This window comes from Nocardia sp. XZ_19_385, assembly GCF_015355755.1.
In the GTDB taxonomy this organism is placed as follows: domain Bacteria; phylum Actinomycetota; class Actinomycetes; order Mycobacteriales; family Mycobacteriaceae; genus Nocardia.
Map to the genome: position 1 here is coordinate 1,538,447 of NZ_JACVEE010000002.1, position 25,076 is coordinate 1,563,522.

Sequence of the window (25,076 nt, forward strand, 5' to 3'; positions counted from 1 at the left end):
GATCCCCCGACCAGCCGGCGAGATGGCGCCGGACCAACCGCACCTCGCTGACGCAGCGGCTCAACCTATCAGCAAACCGGACGGTTGGTTCAAATCGGTCAACCGTTACTCGACGATGGCTATCACCCGAACGAGCCGGCCCTCGTTGAGCATCGGATTGACGATCGTGAACCCGAACATGCCCGCCGGTGTGGCGGCGGCAGCGCGGACCACCTCCGGAAGTGAGTCTTCCGGCAGCGCCAATGTGGGGGTGTGCTCGTCGGTCTCGGCCGCGTCCACATCCAGCAGGGCGACCCGGGCGCCGGACATGTACATCCCGTCCAGCTGGTTCGGCAGCTGACTGTTACTCAACGCGACGGTCTCGTCATGGTTCAGGATCAGCCCGAAGAAGAGTCCGTATTTCGGATCGGCGAAGGGCACCGCCGCGGTGGCGGACCCGGCTTGGATCGTGCCCGTGAGGGTGGCGCCCAGCACGGTGAGCCCGACAAGGGCGAAAGCGCGTCGCATACCCATGGTCCAGATCCTGCCCGGTCCGGCCTGCCCGGCCGAACAGCAAACGCTCACTCGCGTGTCGCGGTCAGCCCGGCGCATCTGCCTGCGGCTCCGGCAGTCGCTGGCGTTGCGAGGTGGGCAGGGCGGGGGCGTGCGCAAGCATGGAGCGGATGGGGTGGGGTTGCTCCGATTGGGGCGGGTTCTGGGAGGCTTGGCGGGTGCGGATTGGGTTGCTCGGTGCCGTCTCGGTGTATGGCGATGACGGGATGCTGGTGGAGGTCGGTGGGGTTCGGGTGCGGATGCTGCTGGCCCGGTTGGCGTTGGCGGCGGGGCGGCCGGTCTCGGTGGACTTGCTGGTGGACGGGTTGTGGGGGGAGGAGCCGCCGGCAGAGGCCGCGGGGGCGTTGCAGGCGTTGGTTTCGCGGTTGCGGAAGGCGTTGCGCGGGGTAGGGGCAGTCGAGTTGGTGGCGGGCGGGTACCGGCTGTCGGTGCGGGCCGAGGACGTGGACGCGCATCGATTCGAGGAACTGGCGGCACAGGGGCGTCGGGAGTTGGCAGCGGGGCGAATCGAAGCCGCGGCTTCGGTGTTGCGGGGTGCGCTCGAGCTGTGGCGGGGGCCGGCGTTGGCGGATGTGCGGGATGCGCCGTTCGCGGAGCTCGCGGCCGGTCGGCTGGCGGACTTGCGGGGGAGTGCGGCGGCGGACCGGTTCGATGCGGAGTTGCGGTCCGGCGGGTACGCCGAGGTGCTGGCTGATCTCGAAACCGCCGGGGCGGAAAGGCCTTTGAGTGAGCGGCTGGCGGGACTGCGGATGCGGGCGCTGGCGGCGGCAGGGCGGCAGTCCGATGCGCTTGCGGTGTACGAGCAGATACGGGAGCGGCTGGGCGACGAACTCGGGGTGGACCCGTCGGCGGAGTTGCGGGAGATTCATCTCGCATTGTTGCGGGGTGAGCTGGACCGGTCGGCGATGACCCGGACGGTGGTGTCTGAGGCCGTAGTGAGCCGAATCCCGGTGCAGCGCACCAGTTTCGTCGGGCGCGAGGAGGAACTGGCGCGGGTGACCGCGCTACTCGCCGAGTCTCGCCTGGTGACGCTGGTCGGTCCTGGCGGCGCGGGTAAGACCCGGCTGTCGGCGGAGGTGGTGGCGCGGCATCGGGCCGCCCAGCGTGGGCGGGTGTGGTTCGTGCCGCTGGCCGGGGTGCGGAATGCCGGTGAGCTGGCCGATGCGGTGGTCGGGGCGGTCGGCGCGCGCGATCAGCGGACCTCCGATGCCGCGGCGCAGGGGATCGATCGGATCATCGGTTTGCTCGATGTCGGCGAGGCGATTCTGGTGCTGGACAACTGCGAGCACCACATCGAGGCGGCCGCCGAGCTCGCCGATCAGTTGCTCGAGGAACTGCCGGATTTGCGGATCCTCGCGACCAGCCGGGAGCCGCTCGCCATCACCGGCGAGTCGCTGTTCCCGCTGGGTCCTTTGCGGATCCCCAGTGGGACACCGGATTTGGTCGATGCCGCCGAATCTCCGGCGGTGCGACTATTCGTGGACCGCGCTGTCGCGGTCCGCCCGGATTTCGTCCTCGATGCCGCCACGGTGAACCCGGTGCTGGAGATCTGCCGCCGTCTCGACGGTGTTCCGCTGGCCCTGGAACTCGCCGCGGCCAAACTCCGGTCGATGAGCGCCGACCAGATCGCCCAGCGCCTCGATGACCGATTCCGATTGCTCACCACCGGCAGCCGGACCGCGCTGCCGCGCCAGCGCACCCTGCTCGCGCTCGTGGAATGGAGTTGGGATCTGCTGGACGAGCCGGAACGCGCACTGGCGCGCAGGCTTTCGCAGTTCCCCGGTGGCGCGACGCTGGACGCGCTGGAAGCGGTGTGCTCCGATGACGCGCTGCCCGCCGACGACGTGGTGTATGTGATCGGCGCGCTGGTCGAGAAGTCCGTGGTCGAGGTCGCGGGCGCGGAGCGGTATCGGATGCTGGAAACCATCCGCGCCTACGCCGCCGCCCAATTCACCAGTGCTGGAGACGATCTCGACACCCGCTTCGCCGCTCACTATCTCGCTGTCGCCGAAGCGAACGAGCCGCTGCTACGCACCCGGGATCAGCTCCGGGCACTCGCGATATTCGACGCCGAACATGAAAATCTCGTTGCCGCACTGCGATCCACGCTCGCTCGCAAAGATGCGGAGTCGTCGTCCCGGTTCGTCACCGCGCTGTTCTGGTACTGGGGAATTCGCGGCATGACCACCCAGTTCGAAACCTATCTCGAGCAGGTGCTGTGCTTCGAGGATCGGCTTTCGGAGCGCACTCGCGCGGCGTTCCGATTGATCCGATTGCTGGCGGGCACCCCGCCGACGGAATCCCCAATCCTCGATCTGATCGCCGACTGTGAGGTCGCGGGCGCACTGGACTACCACCCGGCCTTGCTGATGTTCGCTGCTCAACTCGCTTATCCCGCAGGCGATATCGACCTGGGCGACCGGCTGTTGGAGCGAGCTCTGCAGGCACCGGACCCCTGGGTGCGGGCCAGCGCGCAGTGGATGCGCGACTACGTCCACACCGAGCAGGGCGACCTCGCCACCGGCGCTCGAGCCCGCCTGACCGCCCTGCGTGATTTCGAGCAGGTCGGCGACCGCTGGGGCCTCGGCATGGCCCTGCTGGCCGTCGGTCGTATCCACTCGTTGCGCGGTGAATATGCCGACGCCCTGGCCCTTTTCGAGCGCGGTGTCGCGGTCAGCGCCGAATTAGGCGGCGAGGCCGACATTTTCCAGAACCGCACCCAGCTGATTGCCGAGCGCATGCGCAGCGGAGACCTGTCCGGTGCGCGGCGCGATATCGAGGCCATCCAGCGGCGGGCCAAGGAACTCGGGTACCGGCGACTCGCCGCCGAGATCCTGTTCAGCGCAGCCGAATTACACCGGCGTGCAGGCGAACTCGATGCGGCGAACCAGGCGGTAGACGAACTGGAAACCCTGGCCGACCGGTTGCAGCTCCCCGGCGACATGGCCGCTGATCTGATCGCAGGGGCCCGGATGGCGAATCTACTGGCCGCAGGCGACGCCGCCGGAGCCCGCGGACTGCTGCCGCAGACTTTGGCCGGACTGTCGGCCTGGGGCATTTCGGCCGGGGTCGCCCACTCCGCCGAGCTGCTCGCCGAATTGCTTCTCCTCGAAGGCAATCCGGAGGCGGCGGCCACCGCCCTCGGCCTGAGCGAGGCGATACGGGGGGCCTTCGATGACGGCGAACCCCAACTTGCCGTGCTGATTTCGACATTGACCGAGCAGCTCGGCGAGGACGCCTACCAGCACGCTTACCGGGACGGTGCGGATCTGCCCCGGGATCGAGCGCTGGAGCGCCTCGCCGAGCTCTAGCGGGACCGCGCTAGATCACCAGGCACGAACTTCCGCCGTTGATCCCGGTGCCGACGGTGAGGACGATGTTCTTGCTGTCCGCGCCCTGGGTGACCAGGAGGGTGTGCGTACCGGGCGTCGCGGGAGTCCACTTGACGTTGTGCGTCTTCGGGCTGGAACTGCCCTCCGACGAGCCGATCAGGACGCCATTGTCGGCGACGTCGAGGCGCGCGGTGGAATTGCTGTTCGCGATCACCGAGTAGGTGCAGCCGGTGCCGTACCCATTGCTCAGCCCGCCGCCCGCGATGATGACCGACGTCCCGATCTCGGCGGATGCCTGCGGGGCGGCCAATGCCAGACCGGCGGCGGCGATCGCGAACGCGACGGATGCGGTGTTACGTAGCTTGCTCATCAAGTACCAACTCCTCGTAGTGCCGGTGGCGACCACCGGCGGGTGACACTTTCTAGACCAACTCGACTTCGTCGAATCCGACCGTCATGCTGTGCCGCTGTTCGCGCAGCACGCCCCCTTCACGATGGGCGAGACCCTCGCCGAATTCGATGCGCAGCTCGGCGCGACGGGCGTGGACTTCCCGCACGACTCCGCAGACACCGCTGAACGGTCCCTCCGGGAAATAGATGACGTCGCCGGCCGCATATTCCGTAATGCCCACGCCGCCACAGTAATCCACGAGCCGATCTTGGGTGGTCGGCGTGCATCGACCGGGCCCGACGGACCCGGCGCTCAGCGGACGCTGGCGAGTTTGCGCTGCCGGGAGCCGATAACGCGGCAGATCACGTAGATCAGGAACGAGATGGTGGTGACGAAGGTCGACACCGGGACGCCGGGAGCGAGGGACAGCAGCATGCCGCCGACCGCGGCCAACTCGGCGAAAATGATGGTGAGGACGGTGGCGCGCACCGGGTTCGCGGTGAGTTGCGCGGCCGCGGCGGCAGGGGTGATGAGGAGCGAGAGGACCAGCAGGGCGCCGACGAGCTGGACGCCGAATGCGGCCGTGACGCCCACCATTACGGCGAAGATCACCGAGAGCGCGCGGACCGGGACGCCACGCGCCACCGCGACTTCCGGGTCGGTGCTGGCGAACAGCAGCGGGCGATAGACGACCGCGAGAACTGCGAGAACGGCGGCGCTGCAGGTGATCAGCAGTGCGAGGCCGTTGTAGCCGACGCTGACGACCTGGCCGGTGAGCAGCGAGAACTTCGAGCCGGCGCGCTCGGGCCCGAGCCAGAGGAACAGCACCGACAGGCCCAGGCCGAAGGACATGATGACTGCGATCGATGAATCGCGTTCGCGCGCTTTGGTGCCCAGCAGGCCGAACAGGACGGCCGCGACGACCGAGCCGAGGATGGCGCCGACGCCGACGCCGATACCCGCCAACAGTGCCGCGGCCGCGCCGGTCAGCGACAGCTCACTGGTGCCGTGCACGGCGAAGGACATCTGCCGGCTGACGATCAGCGGTCCGATGGCGCCCGCGAGCAGGCCGAGCAGCGCCGCGGCCAGCAGCGCCTGCAGCACGAACGGGTAGGTCAAAAGGTGTGCGGTGGTGGAGAAGTCGAACATCTTCTCGAGCACGCCGGAGAGTTTTTCCATCAGGCGTGCACCTCGTCGGCCTTGCAGTGCTGGGCGCCCGCCGCGCCGAGCGCGTCCAGGGTGTCGCCGGTGCCGACGACGACCAGGCGGTCGCGGACGCGCAGCACGTCGACCTGGGTCTGGTACAGCTCGGAGAGCACCTCGGAGGTCATCACCTCGTCCGGCTTGCCGATCCGGAACTTGCCGTCGACCAGGTACAGCACCCGATCCACCAGCGGCAGAATGGGATTGATCTCGTGGGTGACGAAAAGTACTGCCGTGTCATGGGTCCGGCGGCGCTTGTCGATCAGTTCCGACACCAGCCGCTGATTGGCCAGGTCCAGGGACAGGAGCGGCTCGTCGCAGAGCAGCACCTTAGGATCGCCGACCAGGGCCTGGGCGACGCGCAGCCGCTGCTGCTCGCCACCGGACATGGTCTCCAGCGGCGCGTGCGCGAACCGTTCCGCGCCGACATCGGCGATCGCCGCCGCCACCTTGCGTTTGCGTTCCGCGCGGCCACGCAGCCCCAGGCCCCAGCGATGCCCATCGACACCGAGCCCGACCAGATCGACCCCGCGCAACTGCACGCCCGCATCGATCGTCTTCTGCTGCGGGATGTAGCCGATAGCCGGATTGCCCACCCGTGCGGGCGAACCCGCGATCGACGCGGAACCGGAACTGAGCGCCAGCTGCCCGAGCAGGATCCGCATCAGCGAGGTCTTGCCGGAGCCGTTGGGTCCGAGGACCGCGATGAACTCACCGGGCTGGACCTCGAGATCGAGCCCGTCCCAGAGGGTGCGTTCACCGAAGGCCAGCGTGGCGCCGTCGAGACGGACGGCGGGCGCGCTGTCGAGCGAAAGCGGTTGAACTCGCTCGGTGTGCTCGGACAGCGCGACTCCCTTGGTCATGACGGCTACTTGAGGACGGAGGCGAGCGCCTCGGCGTTCTTGGTCTGCCACTGAATGTAATCGGTGCCGTTGGGCAGGGTCTCGGTCACCTCGACGACCGGGGTGCCACCGGAGCCGGCCAGGCCACGCAGGTCCTTGGTGATCTTGTCCTCGGTCTGGATGTTGTAGATCAGGGCCCGTACCTGCTTGGCGGTGAGCAGGTCCCGGGTCTGGGCGACAGCGGCGGGGGACGGGTCGGTCTCCTGCTCGATCGCTTCCTGGAAGTCGTGCGGGGTCAGGTCCTTGGCGCCGGCGTCGAGCAGCAGGTAGTGCGCGAGCGGCTCGGTCTGCAGCACCGGGGTGTTCGGGTTCTGGGCGGCGATCTGACCGGTGATGGCGGAGATCGCGCTCAGCTTGGCCTTGAACGCGGCGGCGCGGTCGGCGTAGCCCTGCTTGTGCGCGGCGTCGATGTCGCCGAGGGCGCCGGCGATCTGGTCGGCCACGGCGCTCACGGTTTCCACGTCGTACCAGACGTGCTCGTTCTCGTCGCTCTGGTCGATGCGCGAGGAGAAGGCGTCGACGGTCTTCTTGTTCTTGCCCTCGACGGCCTTGTCCATGAACTCGTCGTAGCCGCCGCCGTTGTAGACGACCAGGTCGGCGTCGCTGATCTTGGCGGATTCGACGGCCGAGGTCTCGTGCGAATGCGGGTCGGCGGCGGGGTCGGTGATGATCGATTCCACGTCGGCGTCGGAACCGGCGATCTGGGACGCGATCGATCCCCACACGTTGGTGGAGGCCACCACGCTCGGCTTGCCAGAAGAGTCCTCGGCGCTACCGCAGGCCGTCAGGGTGAGTGCGGTCGCGACCCCTACGGCGACGCCGGTGAGCTTCATGGCAAAACGGGTGTTCACGTGGGGGTGCTCCTGGAATTGCGGGATCTACGAAGTGGCTTAGATCATAATGGAAACCGTTACCATTTAACTTTACCAGGGCACCGCAAATCGATAACCGCCAAGCCGCTGCCCCTTCACCGCCCCGCCAATGCCGAACGCCACGCCCAGCCGCTCGATGGCGGCCGGACGTGGCGTCTATCGCGTGGCGTCAGACCAGCACGTCGGCGGGCTGCCCCAGCAACTGGGCGCAGCGCAGCAGGCCGAGGTGGCTGTAGGCCTGCGGATGGTTACCCAGGGAACGCTCGGCAACCGGGTCGTACTCCTCGCTGAGCAGGCCCGTCGGACCCGCCACATCCACCAGCTGCGCGAACAGCGCCTCGGCGTCGGAGCGTTTGCCGATCAGTAGATAGGCCTCGACCAGCCAGGCCGCGCACAGGTGGAAGCCACCTTCGCCGCCGGGCAGTCCGTCGTCGTGGTGGTACCGGTAGACGGTCGAGCCGCTGCGCAGCTCCGCCTCGGTGGCCACGACGGTCGCGGCGAACCGCGGGTCGGACGGATCGATCAGACCGCTCAGGCCGATGTGCAGGGTGGCCGCGTCCAGGTCGGTGCCGTCGTAAGCCGCCGTGTAGGACTGCACCTCGTCGTTCCAGCCCTTGGTCTTCACCTCGTCGGCGATGATGTCGCGCAGTTCGACCCAGGCCGGGTCCACGGTCCGGTCGAACTTCTGCGCCAGGGTGATGGCCCGGTCGACGGTGAGCCAGCCCATCACCTTCGAGTACACGTGGTGCCGCGGGTTGCCGCGGATCTCCCAGATGCCGTGATCGGGTTCGGTCCAGCGCCGCTGCACCGCCGAGCACATGGCGTGCACCAGTTCCCAGTCGGCGTCCGGCAGGGCCTTGGCCGGATCGGTGATGCCCTGGCGCTCGCGAGCGTGCGCCAGCGCGGCGATGAGGTCCACGATCGGGCCGAAGACGTCGAGCTGCACCTGCATGTTGGCCGCGTTGCCGACGCGCACCGGCCGCGATCCGGCATAGCCGGGCAGCTGATCGATGACGGCTTCCGGCGGCAGCGTCTCGCCGTAGATCGTGTACAGCGGGTGCAGCCGCTCGGGGCCGGGCAGCGTTTCCAGGACCTTGTGCACCCAGCCGAGGAAATCCTCTGCCTCGGTGCGGGATCCGAGCGAGACGAGCGCCTGCGCGGTCAGCGCGGCGTCGCGCAGCCAGCAGTAGCGGTAGTCCCAGTTGCGCACGCCGCCAAGGTCTTCCGGCAGCGACGTGGTGGCCGCGGCGAGGATGGACCCGGAGGGCGCGTGCACCAGGCCGCGCAGCGTCAGCGCCGAGCGCTTCATCAGATCCGGCTTGAGCGAGGGCAGGTCGAGTCCGCTCGCCCACTGCGACCAATACTGCTCGGCCTGCTGCCGGCGCTGTGGCTCCGGAGTCATCGCGGGTGCCAGATCCTGTGTACCGCAACGCAGTTCCAGCACGATCGGGCCACGCGAGGGATCCACGACCGCGGTCGCGACATCGTGGGTGCCGTCGGTGTCGATCCGCCATTCCACGCCGGGGGAGCGCAGCACCATCGGATCGTTGGTGCCGAGCACGCGCAGGCCGGTGGGCTCGCACTGGATGCTCACCGGAACCTGACCGAATTCCGGTCGCGGCGCGAAGGTTACGACGGCCTTCGCGTCACCGGTGATCACCCGGGTCAGGTCGGTGCGGTCGGTGTTCACGTCGTGCGGCAGGTAGTCGATGACTCCCAGACTCGCCCAACGGGTTTCGACGGTCATGGTGCCGTCGATGTAGCGCTGCGACAGCGGCAGACCGGTGCGTTCCGGCGCGATGCTGAAGTGGCCGGCCTGGGGCCCGCCGAGCAGGTGTGCGAACACCGCGGCCGAATCCGGTTCCGGATGACAGAACCAGGTCACTGTGGCGTCGGGGGTGAGCAGGGCGACCGAACGGGGGCTGGCCAGCATGGTCAGCCGTTCGATTCGGGGGGCGCTGGCACCGGCCAACCAGGTGCGGCGCTCCTCGAGCAGGAAAGCCAGTGCCTTGGAAACCATTTCGGTGCTGTCGACCCGGAACCGGGCCAGGCTTTCACCCTCGCCGACCTTAATGCCGACGTCTGGTCCGGACAGCACGCGGAAGGCCTTCTCGTCGGTGACGTCGTCGCCGAAGAAGACCGCCGCGGTCGCACCTTCCTGATGCCGGATGGTGTCCAGCGCGGTGCCCTTGTCGGTCGGGATCACGGCTAGTTCGATGACCTGTTTGCCCTCGGTGGTCTGCACGCCGACCCAGCAGGCCGGGCCCTGGCGCACGGAATTCAGTGCGCGACGGCCGATTTCAGGGCTGGCGTTGCGGACGTGCAGGGCCACGCTGGCCGGTTTCGTTTCGACCGAGGCGCCGGGGTTGTTCTCGGCGATCTGGGTCAGCGACGTCTGTACTTCTTGCAGTAGCTGTTTGGCGTCGTTGTCGATCGCGTGCACGAAGCCGACATCGAATTCCGAACCGTGACTACCGATCAGCTGGACCTCGACCGGAAGCCGGGACAGGGCAGCGAGATCGCGCAGCGCACGACCGGAGATGACAGCGGCGGTGGTCCCGGTCAGGCCGGCGAGAGCGCGTAGCGCGCTCACCGATTCCCGGTGGGGATACGCTTTTGCCGGGTCGGAAACGATGGGCGCGATGGTCCCGTCGTAGTCCGACGCGACCAAGAGCCGTGGCTCGCGCGCGACCGTGGACAAAGCACGGCGAAGTTCTTGTGGCAGATCCTGTGCGCTCACGCATCCAACCTAGTAATCGGAGGAGTTAATACGGGGGCGGGCAGAACAATACTGTGTTGAATTTGCCGCACGGCAGCGCGCCGGTGTGCGTGCGCAGGATTGCGCGCGCGGAAACCTATAATCCCAGTTAACAAGCAGGTAACCCGCCGGTAACCGGCGACCTGCGCGTCTCACGTGCAGCAGCATAAAACCACGGTAGCCCCGCTGCCGCACAGTTGTGCGGTCACGGGGCTACCGAATGTCCGTATCGGCCCGGTTCAGCTGTTCCAGCTATTTCGCAGCTTGGTCGCCCAGCAGCAGATCGACGGTCAGTTCGAGCCGGTCTGTGACATCGGTCGCAGAAGCCCGGCGGGTGAGCCAGGCCACCAGATTAGACAGCCACACGTCGCTGATGACGCGCGCGATGGCTAGCTGGCGCTCGGTCGGCTCGCCGTCGTTCATGGCGCGCGCGAACACCCGATCCATCACCTTGCCGACCCGATCGACCTCGGCGGCCGCCGACGCGTCGGCGAACATGAAGGCTCGGGTCATGGCCTCGGTGAGCAGTGGATCGCGCTGCATCATCCGGGTGATCGAGGTGAGCAGCAGGTGCATGCGCTCGCGCGGCGTCTCGCCGGCCAGCTGGCGGCGTTTGCCTTCGATCTGCTCGAACTCGCGCGAGAGCGCCGAGACCAGCAGGTGCACCTTGGAGGGGAAGTACCGGTACAGCGTGCCTACCGCGACATCCGCGCGTTCGGCGACGGCACGCATCTGCACCGCGTCGTATCCGCCCTTGGAGGCCAGTGCCAGCGTCGCGTCCAAGATCCGCTTGCGCCGTTCGCGCTGTGCCGCCGAACTCAGTTCGTCCTCGCTGAGTGTGCTCACCGTCGCCGGCCGCGCTGAGTTCGTGTCGGCGGCCTGCGATCGGGATGGACTGGCCATAGGTGAAAGTCCTTTCCAGAAACGTCGTTTCGTCGGCTAGCTGGCATGCGCGGTTGGGTCCGGTAGGAGGGTACGTCTCTTGACTTCCGCCGGGCTAGGATATTAGAACATGTTCTAGGTGTGGGAGTCACGCCGGAGAGGCGGTACGGAGTGTGACCATCGCCACCACTGACGAGCATAAAGCCGTTCAGGAGTCGATGCGTGGATGGGCCGGAACGGTGCGTCCAATTGCAACAATGCGAGACCAGGGTACGGACTTCTGGCGCGCCTACTGGCCCGCGCTGGCCGACCTCGGGATCTTCCGGGTCGCGGTCGCCGAGGACGCGGGTGGTGCCGGTGCGTCGGTCACCGATCTCGCCGTGCTGGTGGAACAGGCGGCCCACGACCTGGTCGGCGGACCCGTACTGGCAACGGCTTTGGCGAACCTGATCACCGCGGGCGGCCTCGACGAAGACATGCCGTGCGGTGTCGCGCTCGACTCGCCGAGTGTACAAGTCGCATCCGGGTCCGCGTTGCTGAATGGTTCCTGGAATTCGGTACTCGGCGCTGCCGCAGGTACTTCGGTGATCCTGGGCGTCCAGACTCCCGACGGGCCCCGATGGTGCTTGATGCCGCCGGATACCGAGGGTCTGCGGGTGGAGCCGCTGCCCTCGCTCGACTCGAGCACGCCACTGGCCCGGGTGCACTGCACCGACGTCGCGGTGCCGGCCGACCGAGTCTTCGTCTCCCCGCACGACGTCGAGGATCTCGTCGTCGTGCTGGCCACCGCCGAGCTCGCCGGCCTGGCCGGCTGGTGCCTGGAGACCGCCGTCGAATACGCCAAGGTGCGTGAGCAATTCGGCCGCAAAATCGGTTCTTTCCAAGCGCTCAAACATATTTGCGCATGGATGCTGTGCCGCACCGAGTTGATCCGCGCGGTCGCCGCCGACGCCGCCGCCGCGGTGGACGACGGCGCGGAGTTGCCGATCGCCGCCGCCATCGCGGCAGCTATCTCGCTGGATGCCGCGGTGGAGACCGCCAAGGACTGCATTCAGGTGCTCGGCGGAATCGGATTCACCTGGGAACACGACGCGCACTTCTATCTGCGCCGGGCGACCGCACTGCGTGCGCTGCTCGGCGGTTCCGCGCGCTGGCGGGCGCGGGTGACCGAACTGACCCGCGCCGGACAGCGCCGGACCACCGGTGCCGACCAGGTTTTCGCGGCGGTGGATGACGCGCCTGTCGCGGACTTCGCCGCCGAGGTGGCCGCGATCGCCGCCCTGCCGGTGGCAGAGCAGGGTCCCGCGATCGTGGCGGCCGGTTTGGCCATGCCGCACTGGCCCGCGCCATACGGCCGCAGCGCCAATCCCATGACGGGACTGGTGATTTCGGAGGAGCTGCGCAAGCACGGCTTGCAGGCGCCGGACCTGGCCGTCGCCGGCTGGGCCATTCCGACGCTGTTGCAGCACGGCACCCCCGATCAGGTGGAGCGCTTCGCCTGGCCGACGCTGCGCGAGGAAGTCGTTTGGTGCCAGCTCTTTTCGGAGCCGGGCGCCGGTTCGGACCTGGCCGCGTTGCGCACGACTGCCAAGCGGGTCGAGGGCGGCTGGGTGCTGAACGGGCAGAAGGTGTGGACTTCCCTTGGAGACAAGGCGAATTGGGGCATCTGCCTGGCCCGCACCGATGCCGACGCACCCAAGCACCGTGGCATCAGCTACTTCCTCGTCGACATGCACGGCAAGGGTGTCGATGTGCGGCCGATGAAGCAGATCACCGGTGAGGCGCGCTTCAGCGAGGTGTTCCTCGATGACGTGTTCGTCCCCGACGACTGTCTGGTCGGCGCGCTGAACAACGGCTGGAAGATCGCGCGTTCCACGCTGTCGGCGGAGCGGATCGCCATGGGCGGCAACGGCCTCGGGCCGGCGCTCGAGGAGCTCGTCGCGAAACTGCCCGCGTCCGGTCCGGGTGCGGAGCTGAACAACGACAAGCTGGGCGGCTTCGTCGCCGAAGCCATCGCCGGGTTGTTGCTGGAGCAGCGCGCTCTGGTCAAGACGCTGGCCGGTGGCGACGCGGGCCCGCAGAGCAGCGTGCGCAAGCTGGTCGGCGTGCGGCACCGGCAGGCGGTGGCCGAATTCGCCGTGGAGGCGGCCGGTATCACCAGTGCCCAGGACACCGATGTAGTCAAGGAATTCCTGCTCACACGCTGTCTATCGATTGCCGGCGGGACCGAGCAGATTCTGCTGACCGTCGCCGGTGAGCGGATTCTCGGCCTGCCGCGCGACGCGGGCAGCTAGGCAACTGGAGAACACTATGGATTTCACCAGGGACGAAGGCCCCGACGCGGTAGCCGAAGTCGTCGTGAGTTTGCTGGAGCGGGAATCGGCGCGTGACTACGCGCTGTGGCCGAGTCTGGTCGACAGCGGGCTGCTAGCGGTCGCGCTGCCGGAACGCTTCGGCGGCGACGATATGGGGCTGCCGGAAATCTCGGTCATGCTCACCGAACTCGCCACCGACGCGGTCGCGGTGCCGGCGCTGCCCTCGCTCGGGTTCGCGCTGCTGCCGTTGATCGCGGCGCTGCCCGACAAGGTCGCCGACCGGGTGTTCCCCGAGGTGGCCAAGGGCGCGGTGCTGACCGTGGCGCTGAGCGAACCCGGCGCGCCGTTCGTGGTCAAGCCGGAGACGACCGCGGTCATCGAGGGCGATACCGCGCGGATCACCGGGCACAAGGTCGCGGTGCCGTATGCCGAGGAAGCGCGCTGGCTGCTGATTCCGACCAATTCCGGTCTGGCGCTGGTCGATTCCGACGCCCAGGGCCTGACCCGGATCTCCTCGCCGGTGTCCGGCGGCATGCCGGAGTGCTCGGTGCATCTGGACGAGGTGGTCATCCCGGTCGAGCAGCTGCTGCCCGGCGGGCTGGCCGACCTGCACCGGATCGCGGTCGCCTCGATCGGTTCGGTCGCGGACGGCCTGCTAAGGGGCGCGCTGGTGCTCACCGCCGAGCACCTGCGCACCCGGCACCAGTTCAACCGGCCGCTGGCCGAATTCCAGGCCGTGGCCCAGCAGATCGCCGACCTCTACGTGGTCTCGCGCACCCTGCATGTGGCGGCGGTGTCCGCGAATTGGGCGCTGGCGCAGCAGGATCCGAGCCCGCTGCATCAGGAACGGATCGACGACGATCTGGAAGTGCTGGCCTACACCGTGGCCTCGGAACTTCCCGCGGCCATGCAGAAGTGCCATCACCTGCACGGCGGTATCGGCGTCGACGTGACGCATTCGATGCACCGCTACTACTCACAGGCCAAGGACATCGCCCGCTGGCTCGGCGGCGCGTCGTTCCGACTCGACCGATTGGGGGCCAGATGTTCATCGACCTGACCACCGAGCAGCGCCGTCTGCGCAACGAATTGCGTTCCTATTTCACCGGTCTCGTGTCTCCCGAGGAGGAGGCCGCGATGCGGATCAACCGGCACGGCGACGCCTACCGCGAGGTGGTGCGCCGGATGGGCGCCGACGGCTGGCTCGGTGTGGGCTGGCCGAAGGAGTACGGCGGCCAGGGTTTCGGCGCGGTCGAGCAGCAGATCTTCTACAACGAGGCGGTCCGCGCGGATGTGCCGCTGCCGCTGGTGACCCTGCTGACCGTGGGCCCGACGCTGCAGACCTTCGGTACCGACGAGCAGAAGCAGAAGTTCCTGCCCGGAATCCTGTCCGGTGACATCCATTTCGCGATCGGCTATTCCGAACCGGACGCCGGTACCGACCTGGCCTCGTTGCGCACCTCCGCGTTGCGCGACGCGAACGGTGACTGGATCATCAATGGGCAGAAGACCTTCACCACCGGCGCGCACGAGGCCGACTACATCTGGCTGGCCTGCCGTACCGGCACGGTGGAGTCGCGGCACCGCGGCATCACGATCCTGATCGTGGACACCAAGGATCCGGGCTACTCCTGGACGCCGATCATCACCTGCGACGGCGCCCACCACACCAACGCCACCTACTTCGACAACGTTCGCGTGCCCGCGAACATGCTTGTCGGAGAGGAGAACCGGGGTTGGAAGCTGATCACCACCCAGCTCAATCACGAGCGGGTGGGGCTCGGGCCGTCGGGCAAGATCGAACAGCTCTACGACCGGGTGCGGGACTGGGCGCAGCCGCGCGGACTGCTCGGCAAGCCCGATGTGCAGCGCGCGCTCGGCCGCATCCACGCCATGACCCGGCTCAACGAACTGCTCAACTGGCAGGTCGCGGCGAAAGCCGACAGCGCCGAAGAGGATCCGATGGGCGTGATCGCCGACGCGTCGGCGACCAAGGTCTACTCCACCGAAGCGGTGCAGGAGGCCGGCCGGCTGGCCGAGGAGGTAGTAGGCAGCTATGGCGATCCGGCCGATCCGGAGACCGCGGAGCTGTTCACCTGGCTGGACCGGCGCACCAAGCAGAACCTGGTGATCACCTTCGGCGGCGGCGTCAACGAGATCATGCGTGAACTCGTCGCCACCGCCGGGTTGAAGTTGCCGAAGGTACCCCGCTAACCATGTCCCGGCGCAGGCCGGGAACCAGTCCAGCAAGGAGGCCCGGCGTGCCGGAAAGTATTGCACCGGAGGCGATCAAGGCCGCCGGTGAGAAGATCATCGCGGCGGGCGAGTGCGCGCCGCGGCTCGCCCGCGACCCGGTGAACCAGCCGATGATCAACAACTGGGTCGAGGCGCTCGGCGACACGAACCCGATCTACGTCGACGAGGCGGCGGCCCGCGCGGCCGGTTTTCCGGGCATCGTGGCGCCGCCCGCCATGGCGCAGGTGTGGACCATGCTGGGGCTCAGCGGGGTCCGGCCGGACGACGATCCGATGGTGGCGACCAACCAGATGCTCGACGACGCCGGGTTCACCTCGGTGGTCGGGACCAACTGCGAGCAGGTCTACCACCGCTACCTGCAGCCGGGCGAGCAGGTGCACGCCACCAGCAAGCTGGACGAGATCTTCGGGCCCAAGCGCACGGGGTTGGGCGAAGGCTGGTTCGTCACCTACCGCACCAAGTGGTACGTCGGGGACGAGCTGGTCACCGAAATGCTGTTCCGGATCCTGAAATTCGCGCCCGGCACCGGCAAGCGGGCGCCGAAGCCCGATGGTCCAGGGGGTGACGATCTCGCCAAGCGGGTGCGGCCCACGGTGTCCAAGGACACCGAATTCTTCTGGGCGGGAACCCAGCTCGGTGAGCTGCGGATCCAGCGGCGGCCGGATGGCACGCTCCAGCATCCGCCGGTTCCCGCGATCTGGCAGGACAAGTCGCAGGAGACCGACTATGTCGTGGCCTCGGGCCGCGGCACCGTCTTCAGCTTCGTCGTGCACCACGCGCCCAAGGTTCCCGGCCGTCAGCTGCCCTATGTGGTGGCACTGGTCGAACTCGAGGAGGGTGTGCGCATGCTCGGTGAGCTGCGCGGTATCGACCCGGCCGAGGTCGCGATCGGCCAGGCGGTCGAGGCCGGTTTCGACAAGCTCGACGACGACAACACTGTGCCCTATTGGAAGGCCGTCCGATGACCGCGACAACCGAAGTGCAGGTCGGAACTGTCTTGCCCGAGTTGGTGATTCACGCCGACCCGACCTTCGTGATCAGCACGGCCCTGGCCACCCGCGACTTCCAGGACGTGCACCACGACCGCGACAAGGCGGTCGAGCGCGGCTCGAAGGACATCTTCGTCAATATCCTCACCGACACCGGTCTGGTCCAGCGGTTCGTCACCGATTGGGCGGGTCCGCGCGCCGTCGTGAAATCCATCGCCCTGCGCCTGGGTGTGCCGCTGTACGCCAACGACCGGTTGACCCTGTCCGGCACCGTCACCGCCATCGAGGACGGTGACATCACCATCGAGGTGATCGGCAAGGACAGCCTCGGCGACCACATCACGGCGAAAGCCGTCATCCGCATGCAGGAGGCGAACTCGTGACGGGTCTGAGCCGCAAGGCCGCCATCGTCGGTATCGGCGCCACCGATTTCTCCAAGGACTCCGGCCGCAGCGAACTGCGCCTGGCCGCCGAAGCCGTCACCGCGGCACTGGCCGATGCGGGTCTGACGCCCGCCGACGTGGACGGCCTCACCACCTTCACCATGGACACCAACACCCAGGCTGCCGTAGCGCGGGCCGCGGGTATCCCGAGCCTGAAGTTCTTCTCCAACATCCCCTTCGGCGGCGGCGCGGCGGCAGCCACCGTCCAGCAGGCCGCGATGGCGGTGGCCACCGGTGTCGCGGATGTCGTTGTGGCCTACCGCGCGTTCAACGAGCGCTCCGGAAACCGCTTCGGCCAGTTCGCCACGCATCTCGCCACCAGTAACCCCACCTCTTCCGGGGTGGACAACGCCTTCTCCTACACGCACGGACTCGGCACCCCCGCCGCCCAGGTCGCGATGGTGGCGCGCCGCTACATGCACGTATCCGGTGCCACCAGTGCGGATTTCGGACTCGTCGCTGTCGCCGACCGTAATCACGCCGCCGTGAATCCGGCCGCGCACTTCTACGGAAAGCCGATCACCCTGGAGGAGCACCAGTCCTCCCGGTGGATCGCCGAGCCGCTGCACCTGCTCGACTGCTGCCAGGAGACCGACGGCGGCGTCGCCATCGTCGTCACCAGCGCCGAACGCGCCAAGGATCTTCCGCAGAAACCGGCGCTGATCGCCGGCGCGGCACAGGGTTCCGGCGCGGACCAATACGTCATGACCTCCTACTACCGCGACGCCATGACCGGTCTGCCGGAAATGGGTCTGGTCGGCGATCAGCTCTGGGCCCAAAGTGGTTTGCGCCCAGGCGATATGCAGGCCGCCATTCTCTACGACCACTTCACCCCGTTCGTCCTCATGCAGCTGGAGGAACTCGGGTTCTGCGGCCGTGGCGAAGCCAAGGACTTCATCGCCGACGGCGCCATCGAGCTCGGCGGCAAGCTGCCGCTGAACACCCACGGCGGACAGCTCGGTGAGGCCTACATCCACGGGATGAACGGCATCGCCGAAGGCGTTCGCCAGATCCGCGGGGCGTCGGTCAATCAGGTCGACGGGCTGGAGCGCATCGTGGTCACCGCCGGCACCGGCGTTCCGACCTCAGGGTTGGTGCTCACCGCGAATTAGGCGGCACGACAACCGTTCTCGTCATCTCGGAGAATGCCGGGCACCAGCACAAGGCGTGGCGTCTGTGTCCCCTGGATCCCCGGCGTTCGCCGGGATGACGAGCGCGCTGTCAGGCCGGTTGATCGTGGGTGGCGCAGTGGATACCGCCGCCACCGGCGGCGATCTCATCGACGGAAACAGGCACGATGTCGCGGTCGGTGAAATGCTCTTTCAGAATGGCGCGGGCACGTTCGTCGGCCTTGCGGTCGCCGAAGCGCGGGACGAAGACCGCGCCGTTGGCGATGTAGAAATTCGCATAGCTGGCGACGAATTCAGCACCGTCGCCGGTGATTACGGCCGGGTCGGGTTGCGGCAGATCGATGACCTCGAAGCGGCGGCCGCGCGCGTCGGTGGCCTCGGCGAGCAGCTGCCGGGCCTGATCCGAGGAGCGGGACCACGAGTCCGCCGGAGCGCCGGGAAAAGCGGTGTCCAGCAGCACAACTCCGGGTGCGACGAAGCGCACCAGGCAGTCGACGTGGGCGTCGGTGACATCCTCGCCGCGCACGCCGTCGAGCCAGATGACCTGCTCGACGCCGAGGGTGTCGCACAGCTCGGCCGCCAGCACCTCCCGGCTCTTGCCGGGGTTGCGGTTCTCGTTGACCATCGAACTCGCGGTGACCAGCAGCGTGCCCTCGCCGTCGGTCTCCAGCGCACCGCCCTCGGCTACGAACGGCGCGCGCGTCCGCGGAATCCGGCAGCGGGACAACAGTTCCCGGCCGACCAGTGCGTCGTCGCCGTGCGGCTGCTTGGCGCCCCAGCCGTTGAAGTTCAGATCCACCCCGACCACGCCGCCGGTTTCGCGCACGAACACCGGGATGGTGTCGCGGGCCCAGAGATCGTCGACCGGGAGCGGGATGACCTGGACCCCGGTGCCGCAGGCGCGCTGCGCCGCGTCCGCCTGCTCGGGGCGGGCCAGCATGACCACCGCTTCGTGATAGGCGATGGCGCGCGCGAGTTCCGCGATATTCCAGCGCACGTCGTCGAGGTAGCCGTCCCACACGTCGTCGCGGGCGGGCCAGGACATGAAAGTGCGGGTGTGCGGCTCCCATTCGGCGCCGAAGCGGCGGCCCACGCCGGTCGGCTCGGGGAGCGGGGGAGCTAGGGTAGGCGAGAACGAACCGCGGGACATGAGCTTCTCCATCTCGATGGCTCCGACGATCTGCTATGCGGGTGACTCTAGCCCGGCCGCCGCCTCGCTCCGCGCTTCCGCCGGACGGCCCGCGCGTTCCCGGTACGAGAGGAGTGCGATGACCAGCCGTCACCTCGTCGATGTGCACGTTCTGCTGATCCGCGACGGGCAACTGCTGCTGAGCAAACGCCGCGGCGAAGACGAGTTCGACGGTCTATGGCACCTACCCGCGGGCAAGCTGGAAGTCGGTGAGTCGGCCACCGCCGCCGCCGCGCGGGAGGCACTCGAGGAGATCGGCGTGGTCATCGATCCGGTGGATCTGCGTCACATCCACACCGCCCACGTGGTCGGCCCCGGACACGAGGCCCGCCTCGGCCTGTTCTTCGAGGTCCGCCGCTGGACCGGTGAACCGGCCAACCGCGAACCGGACAAATCCTATGGACTGCAATGGTTCCCACTCGCCCGCCTCCCGGAACCCGAGATCATCGGCTACCCGCTGGCGGGTATCCGAGCCCGCAGCACCGGCGCGACCTACAGCGAGCGCGGCTGGCACTGAGCCCACTGTGGACGGTTGTGGACAACATCACCATCCCTGTTCCCGGGCTCGGTTGATCCGCTACAGCTGATCAGGTGAGCATCGAGTTGGACGCCGATCAGCAGCGGGCGCTGACACGGTTGTCCGAGCTGGTCGATAGGCACGGCCGCCCGGTCGGACGAGGGCGTGGGCTCTATCTGCACGGCCGTCCGGGCCGGGGCAAGACAATGGTGATGGATCTTTTCTACGGCTCGGTCGCCTCGGATCGGAAGCGCCGCTTTCACTTCCACGACTTCTTCGCGCAACTGCATGCAGCGACACATGAATTCGGTTCGATCGACAAAGGGATCGATCGTCTGCTCGGCAAAGCGCGGCTGGTGTGCTTCGACGAATTCCACGTGCACGATATCGGCGACGCCATGCTGATCGCGCGGCTGCTCGACGCGCTGTTCGCCCGGCGCATCGTGCTGGTGGTCACCTCGAACTATCCGCCCCAGGGACTGTTGCCGAACCCGCTGTTTCACGACCGGTTCGAACCGGCCATCGCACGCATCGTCGAGCGCCTGGCGGTGGTGCCGGTGGACGGCGAGGTCGATTACCGCACTCGCGCACCGCAGGACCGGACCGAAGGCTTCGGGTCCGGGCGGTATGTCGTCGAAGCGGCCGGGGGAGCGGGCGCGATCGACGTCCGGATCGGCGCGCACAGCATTCGCGCTCGATCGGTCGACGGTGCGGCGATCAGTTTCGATTTCGCGGCGCTGTGTGGCACCGCGACCTCGGCCGCCGACTATGTCGAACTGGCTCGGCGGTACCAGCACTGGACGTTGTACGAGGTTCCGCCGCTGCGTGAGGTGCCCGCGGACTGGGCGATGCGTTTCGTCAACCTGGTCGACGTGCTGTACGACGCGGACCTGGCGTTGAACGTGTTTGCCCGGGTGGCGTTGGCGGACCTGGTCGCGGGGGTGGCCGCGGTGCCGGATCTGGTGCGAACGCACAGTCGTCTTGGTGAGCTCTCACAAAATCGGGCTGTCCCAGTCGGGCAATCGCCGTGACCTGGAAGTAACAAGCCCCAATATCGATCCAGCGGTGGGACATTCGAACTCGCCGATTCGCCTCCGAGCGGACCGCCCGGCATGTAACTATGTGCCTGTTTCAGGCTGTTCGAAGAACTGGTGGTAACGGGGTGGTCCGTGCGCGCACGCCGATAGCACGCGTGATCGTTCTGATCGCGCTGCTCGTGTTTGCCGCCATCGCGTTGCGTGGCTACATCCCCGGTGCGGGCGCGCCCGGCCGCGGGGCTCCGGTGCCGAACGCGGTGGCCGTCGCGCTGATGCCGGTGCTGCTCACCGTGTCGGTGGTGATCCTGCTGGCGGGGGTGATCGCCAGCCAGCATCGGCTGCCGCTGTCCATGCCGGAGCCGGATCGCGCTACCGAACAGGGCAATTGGCGGCTGGGCCGGATCGGATTGCTGATCCTGGCATTGCTGGCGGCGTTCGGGCTGTTGATCGCGGTGTCTACGGCGGTGTTCTATCTCGGGGTCGGACCCGAGGCCGCACCCGAGGGCTCCGTGCCGCGGACGGTGACAGAAACACCTGCCGAGCAGACGCCCGCGAGCCCGCCCCATCCCAATCCGGCGCCGGAGGCGCTGACCGGAACGGCCCTGTTGCTGGCCACCATCGCCGCGATCGTCCTGATCGTGGTGGCCCTGTCCGGGCTGGTGGTGGTCGCGGTGACGTCGCGGCGCAAACGCCCCGATGCCCCGCTCCCGATGCCCACGGGCGAGGCGACCCCGGCGGACTCGCTGGCGCGCGCCGCCGAAATGGGCTTGGCCGCAATGAACGCGCCCGGCCAGGATCCCCGCACCGCGATCATCGCCTGCTATCTCGCGATGGAACGCGGACTGGCCTTCGACCGTGCCGCCGCACCGCTGGCCTCGGACACGCCGATGGAGGTGCTGGCTCGCGCCTTCGAGCACGGCGCCCTGCACGACGCCTCCGCCCGCGAGCTCGTCGCGCTCTTCGAGGAAGCCCGGTTCAGCCCGCACGACATGCTGGAGTGGCAGCGGCTACGCGCCGAACAACTGCTGCGCATCGTGCTGGCCGACCTGCAAGGGGAGATCGTGGCATGAATCGGACCGCCGTCGTGGTGAGCGCGATCCTCGTCGTGATCGTGCTCGAAGTGATCACCCTCGGGAAGGCGCGGGGTGCGCTGCTGGCCCTCGCCGGAATTCCGGTGCTGCTGTTGATGATCACCCTGATCTGGAACCTGCGGGACCGGTCGCCGGGCACCGGACAGCAGCACGACGAAATCGACAACGGGCCCGCGGAAATGCTGAGCCGCTGGCAGGCGCGGGCCCAGATGCTCGCCGATCGTGCCGACGGCACCCGCGCCGACTGGGACCGGCACCTGCGGCCTCTGCTGGCCAAGGAATTCGAACTGTCGGCCGGCATGCGAGTCGCCAAGAACCGCAAGGCCATCGAAGCCGCCGGGAAACACCAGTTCGGCGCCGACCTGTGGCGCTGGGTGGATCCGGCGAATTCGGCGCTGCGCGATCAGACGACGCGCGCACCTGGACGGGCGGCGCTGGACGAGATCCTGCGCCGTCTGCAGCGAATGTGAGATTGGGTTGAGTTTATGACGATGCCGATGGACGTGACGGTCCAGCGCAGCGAGGCGATACTCCGGGAACTGTCCCGGGTCATCGTCGGCAAGCGCGACGAGATGCAGCTCATCATGATCGCCGTGCTGTCCGGCGGGCATGTGCTGATCGAGGACCTACCCGGGCTGGGCAAGACACTGATCGCCCGATCCTTCAGCGCGGCACTGGGTTTGCAGTTCACCCGGGTGCAGTTCACGCCCGACCTGCTGCCCGCGGATCTGCTCGGATCCACCATCTACGACATGAATTCGGGCCGGTTCAACTTCCGGCGCGGGCCGGTGTTCACCAATGTGCTGCTCGCGGACGAGATCAACCGGACACCGCCCAAGACCCAGGCCGCGCTGCTGGAAGCGATGGCCGAGGGACAGGTCAGCATCGACGGCGAAACCTTCCTGCTGCCGGACCCTTTCATCGTGCTGGCTACCGACAATCCGATCGAGTACGAGGGCACCTATCCGCTGCCGGAGGCGCAGCTGGACCGATTCGCGATGCAGTTGCGGCTCGGGTATCTGTCCGAGGCCGACGAGACCACGATGATCCGGCGCCGATTGGAGCGTGGCTCGGTGCCGCCGCAGGTCGGGCAGGTCGTGGACGCCCAGGGGTTGATGGAGATGCGGCAGTCGGTCGAATTCGTGACGGTCCATCCCGATGTCGTGAGTTACGTGGTCGCGCTGGCCACAGCGACGCGCGGGCACCCGCAGGTGGAGGTCGGCGCCAGCCCGCGTGCGGAATTGGATCTCGTGCAGATGTCGCGGGCCCGGGCACTGCTGCTCGGACGCGACTATGTGATCCCGGAAGACGTGAAGGCCCTGGCGATTCCGGCAATGGCGCACCGGATCACCCTGCGGCCGGAGATGTGGGTGCGTCGCATCCGTGGCGAGGACGTCATCTCCGAACTGTTGCGCCGCCTGCCGGTCCCACGCGCCGCTGCGCCTACCCACCCCGGCGGCGGCGCCGCCTACCTGCCCCCTGGCACATGAGACACCGCGACGCCACCGCCACCATCGACGCCGAATTGCGGTGGCGCCCAGCCCCGCTGGTGTACATGCTGGCGATCTGCGCGGCGGCGGCCCTGTTCGGCGCGGTGGTGCTCGGGCGCTGGCAGCTGGTGGTGTTCGCGGCCCCATTGCTGGGCGTGCTCGCGACGGCGCCGTGGCAGCTGTCGCGCACCCGGATCCAGATCGACGGCGGCGGCACCCTGCGCTGCTTCGAAACCGAGGAAGTGGTGCTCACCGTCGCCGCGTTCGTCGACGCCGGGCACGCGCTGCTGCGCATGAAACCGGTCCAGGCGCCGGGACTGGGGATCACGATCGAGGAGGCTAGCGATTCCGGGGCAGCCCCCGCCGGGCTGCGGCTGGCCCTCACCGCCGATCGGTGGGGCCGGTATCCCGCGACGGTGCGGGTGTCCGCGCTCAGCCCGGCGGGTCTCGCTGTCGCCACCGCGCTGCTGCCCGCGGGGCAGCTCTACGTCTATCCGATCGCCGATCCGCAGTTGATGGGCCTGCCGCGCACCGAGTTTCCCGAACGGCTCGGCACCCACCTCACCCGCAAGCACGGGCCCGGCGTGGAGTACGCCGACATCCGCGCCTACGCGCCCGGCGATCAGCTGCGGACGATCAATTGGCCGGTCAGCGCGCGGCGCGGGCGGCTCTATGTCACCGAGCGGCTGACCAACCGGTCCGCGGATGTGGTTGTGCTGGTCGATACTTCGGAACAGGCGCCTGGACCGGCCACCGACTCGCTGGAACTCTCGGTGCGTGGCGCGGCACAGGTGGTGCAATCCACGCTGCAGGCCGGCGACCGCACCGCCGTCGTCTGCCTCGGCCAAGCCCCCCGCTGGCTCCGGCCCGACATCGGCCGCCGCCAGTTCTATCGCATCATCGACGCGGTGCTAGGCGTCGGCGAGGAACACATCCCGACGACCGGCACCTTGGCCCCGCACGCGGCAGTTCCGCTGGGCGCCATCATCATCGCGTTCTCCACGTTGCTGGACACGCAGTTCGCCCTGGCGCTGATCGACCTCCGCAAGCGCGGCCACGTCGTCGTAGTCGTAGATGTCCTGCGCGGCACACCTTTCCGCGACGGTCTCGACGAAACCCTGTCCCGCATGTGGCAATTGGAACGCTCCTCGATGTACCGCGACATGGGCACCGTCGGCGTCGACATCGTCGCCTGGCCCGAAGGCGCCCGCCTCGACCAGGTCATGCGCCTGATCCCCGAACACCGCCGCACCGCCCGGGTCCGCCGATGACGAGATTCCTGGCCGTCCTCTCCGGCCTCCTACTGATCCTCTCGGTCGCCCTGATGAACCCCTGGGCCGCTATTCCTGCCGTCATCCTGGTCGCCACCGGCTGGTGGTTCCGCTCCGCAGCCGTGCTCGCCGTCCTCTTGGCCGCAGGCATCCTGGCATTCGCCGACACCGCCGTACTGGCCGCCGCCGCAGCAGGTTTGGTCGCCACCACCTACTTACTCAACACCGCCACCGTCACCGCACCCACCGGGGTGGTCCCGACAACAGTGGCCTCAGTCGCGGGCGCGGTCCTCTTCACCGCCTGCGCGGTAGCCGCCGCCTTCACCCCACTACACCTGGCCTGGGCCCCCGTCGCCGCCCCGATCCTGGTAATCCTGCTGTACACCATGGTGATTCAAGGAGTGGCGATGCGCCGGGGCGACACCGAGGCCGACGTCCAGCCCGCAGATTAGCGGC

General features: G+C 68.0%; 23 protein-coding genes. 14 read left to right on the forward strand and 9 right to left on the reverse strand.

Annotated elements, in window-relative coordinates; translation table 11 throughout:
- Positions 1–105: 105 nt before the first annotated feature.
- Complete coding sequence (locus tag IBX22_RS19890; RefSeq protein ID WP_194817022.1) at positions 106–513, reverse strand: hypothetical protein; 408 nt, start codon at positions 511–513, stop codon at positions 106–108.
- A gap of 197 nt (positions 514–710) precedes the next feature.
- On the opposite strand from IBX22_RS19890, the gene IBX22_RS19895 reads away from it, so the two are divergent.
- Positions 711–3,863 carry a BTAD domain-containing putative transcriptional regulator gene (locus IBX22_RS19895; protein ID WP_194817023.1) on the forward strand — a complete coding sequence of 1,051 codons (3,153 nt, stop codon included), beginning with the start codon at positions 711–713 and terminating at the stop codon, positions 3,861–3,863.
- A 10-nt stretch (positions 3,864–3,873) separates the two neighbouring features.
- On the opposite strand, the gene IBX22_RS19900 is transcribed toward IBX22_RS19895, so the two are convergent.
- The 7 genes from IBX22_RS19900 to kstR form a co-directional block, all read right to left on the reverse strand.
- Positions 3,874–4,254, reverse strand: coding sequence for a hypothetical protein (locus IBX22_RS19900; protein WP_194817024.1), 381 nt, complete (start codon positions 4,252–4,254; stop codon positions 3,874–3,876).
- 52 nt (positions 4,255–4,306) lie between these two features.
- Positions 4,307–4,516, reverse strand: coding sequence for a hypothetical protein (locus IBX22_RS19905; RefSeq protein WP_194817025.1), 210 nt, complete (start codon positions 4,514–4,516; stop codon positions 4,307–4,309).
- Between the two features lie 71 nt (positions 4,517–4,587).
- Positions 4,588–5,454, reverse strand: coding sequence for a metal ABC transporter permease (locus IBX22_RS19910; protein ID WP_194817026.1), 867 nt, complete (start codon positions 5,452–5,454; stop codon positions 4,588–4,590).
- On the reverse strand, positions 5,454–6,341 hold the full coding sequence (locus IBX22_RS19915; protein ID WP_194817027.1) for a metal ABC transporter ATP-binding protein: 888 nt from the start codon (positions 6,339–6,341) through the stop codon (positions 5,454–5,456). Before IBX22_RS19915 ends, IBX22_RS19910 begins: the two co-directional genes overlap by 1 nt.
- A 5-nt stretch (positions 6,342–6,346) precedes the next feature.
- Positions 6,347–7,213, reverse strand: a complete 867-nt coding sequence (locus IBX22_RS19920; protein ID WP_194817817.1) for a metal ABC transporter solute-binding protein, Zn/Mn family — start codon at positions 7,211–7,213, stop codon at positions 6,347–6,349.
- 208 nt (positions 7,214–7,421) lie between these two features.
- A complete protein-coding gene (otsB, locus tag IBX22_RS19925) occupies positions 7,422–9,992 on the reverse strand; it encodes a trehalose-phosphatase (RefSeq protein WP_194817028.1) in 2,571 nt (856 codons plus the stop codon).
- Between the two features lie 270 nt (positions 9,993–10,262).
- On the reverse strand, positions 10,263–10,913 hold the full coding sequence (gene kstR, locus IBX22_RS19930; protein ID WP_194817029.1) for a cholesterol catabolism transcriptional regulator KstR: 651 nt from the start codon (positions 10,911–10,913) through the stop codon (positions 10,263–10,265).
- 197 nt (positions 10,914–11,110) lie between these two features.
- Between kstR and IBX22_RS19935 the strand changes: the two genes are divergently transcribed.
- From IBX22_RS19935 to IBX22_RS19960, 6 genes are read left to right on the forward strand one after another with little or no spacing between them, the layout of a single operon-like run.
- Complete coding sequence (locus IBX22_RS19935; protein WP_228538884.1) at positions 11,111–13,186, forward strand: acyl-CoA dehydrogenase family protein; 2,076 nt, start codon at positions 11,111–11,113, stop codon at positions 13,184–13,186.
- Between the two features lie 16 nt (positions 13,187–13,202).
- Positions 13,203–14,267, forward strand: coding sequence for an acyl-CoA dehydrogenase family protein (locus IBX22_RS19940; RefSeq protein WP_194817031.1), 1,065 nt, complete (start codon positions 13,203–13,205; stop codon positions 14,265–14,267).
- The gene (locus IBX22_RS19945; RefSeq protein ID WP_194817032.1) at positions 14,252–15,421 is read left to right on the forward strand and encodes an acyl-CoA dehydrogenase family protein; all 1,170 of its coding nucleotides are present in this window, start codon (positions 14,252–14,254) and stop codon (positions 15,419–15,421) included. The genes IBX22_RS19940 and IBX22_RS19945 overlap by 16 nt, the downstream gene beginning before the upstream one ends.
- A gap of 47 nt (positions 15,422–15,468) precedes the next feature.
- Positions 15,469–16,428 carry a bifunctional MaoC family dehydratase N-terminal/OB-fold nucleic acid binding domain-containing protein gene (locus tag IBX22_RS19950; RefSeq protein ID WP_309234696.1) on the forward strand — a complete coding sequence of 320 codons (960 nt, stop codon included), beginning with the start codon at positions 15,469–15,471 and terminating at the stop codon, positions 16,426–16,428.
- The gene (locus tag IBX22_RS19955) at positions 16,425–16,835 is read left to right on the forward strand and encodes a MaoC family dehydratase (protein ID WP_194817034.1); all 411 of its coding nucleotides are present in this window, start codon (positions 16,425–16,427) and stop codon (positions 16,833–16,835) included. Before IBX22_RS19950 ends, IBX22_RS19955 begins: the two co-directional genes overlap by 4 nt.
- Positions 16,832–18,007 carry a lipid-transfer protein gene (locus IBX22_RS19960; RefSeq protein WP_194817035.1) on the forward strand — a complete coding sequence of 392 codons (1,176 nt, stop codon included), beginning with the start codon at positions 16,832–16,834 and terminating at the stop codon, positions 18,005–18,007. Before IBX22_RS19955 ends, IBX22_RS19960 begins: the two co-directional genes overlap by 4 nt.
- A 109-nt stretch (positions 18,008–18,116) precedes the next feature.
- Here the strand turns inward: IBX22_RS19960 and IBX22_RS19965 are convergent, their stop codons facing one another.
- Complete coding sequence (locus tag IBX22_RS19965; RefSeq protein WP_228538885.1) at positions 18,117–19,175, reverse strand: agmatine deiminase family protein; 1,059 nt, start codon at positions 19,173–19,175, stop codon at positions 18,117–18,119.
- A gap of 118 nt (positions 19,176–19,293) precedes the next feature.
- Here IBX22_RS19965 and IBX22_RS19970 point away from each other — a divergent pair, with 118 nt between their 5' ends.
- From IBX22_RS19970 to IBX22_RS20000, 7 genes are all read left to right on the forward strand, one after another.
- Positions 19,294–19,731, forward strand: coding sequence for an NUDIX domain-containing protein (locus IBX22_RS19970; RefSeq protein ID WP_194817037.1), 438 nt, complete (start codon positions 19,294–19,296; stop codon positions 19,729–19,731).
- Positions 19,732–19,805: 74 nt separating this feature from the next.
- A complete protein-coding gene (gene zapE / locus IBX22_RS19975; protein ID WP_194817038.1) occupies positions 19,806–20,762 on the forward strand; it encodes a cell division protein ZapE in 957 nt (318 codons plus the stop codon).
- Between the two features lie 161 nt (positions 20,763–20,923).
- A complete protein-coding gene (locus tag IBX22_RS19980; RefSeq protein WP_309234698.1) occupies positions 20,924–21,838 on the forward strand; it encodes a DUF4129 domain-containing protein in 915 nt (304 codons plus the stop codon).
- Positions 21,835–22,329, forward strand: a complete 495-nt coding sequence (locus IBX22_RS19985) for a hypothetical protein (RefSeq protein WP_194817040.1) — start codon at positions 21,835–21,837, stop codon at positions 22,327–22,329. Before IBX22_RS19980 ends, IBX22_RS19985 begins: the two co-directional genes overlap by 4 nt.
- A 15-nt stretch (positions 22,330–22,344) precedes the next feature.
- A complete protein-coding gene (locus IBX22_RS19990; protein WP_194817041.1) occupies positions 22,345–23,349 on the forward strand; it encodes a MoxR family ATPase in 1,005 nt (334 codons plus the stop codon).
- Complete coding sequence (locus tag IBX22_RS19995) at positions 23,346–24,620, forward strand: DUF58 domain-containing protein (protein ID WP_194817042.1); 1,275 nt, start codon at positions 23,346–23,348, stop codon at positions 24,618–24,620. The genes IBX22_RS19990 and IBX22_RS19995 overlap by 4 nt, the downstream gene beginning before the upstream one ends.
- On the forward strand, positions 24,617–25,072 hold the full coding sequence (locus IBX22_RS20000; RefSeq protein ID WP_194817043.1) for a hypothetical protein: 456 nt from the start codon (positions 24,617–24,619) through the stop codon (positions 25,070–25,072). Before IBX22_RS19995 ends, IBX22_RS20000 begins: the two co-directional genes overlap by 4 nt.
- Positions 25,073–25,076: the final 4 nt, after the last annotated feature.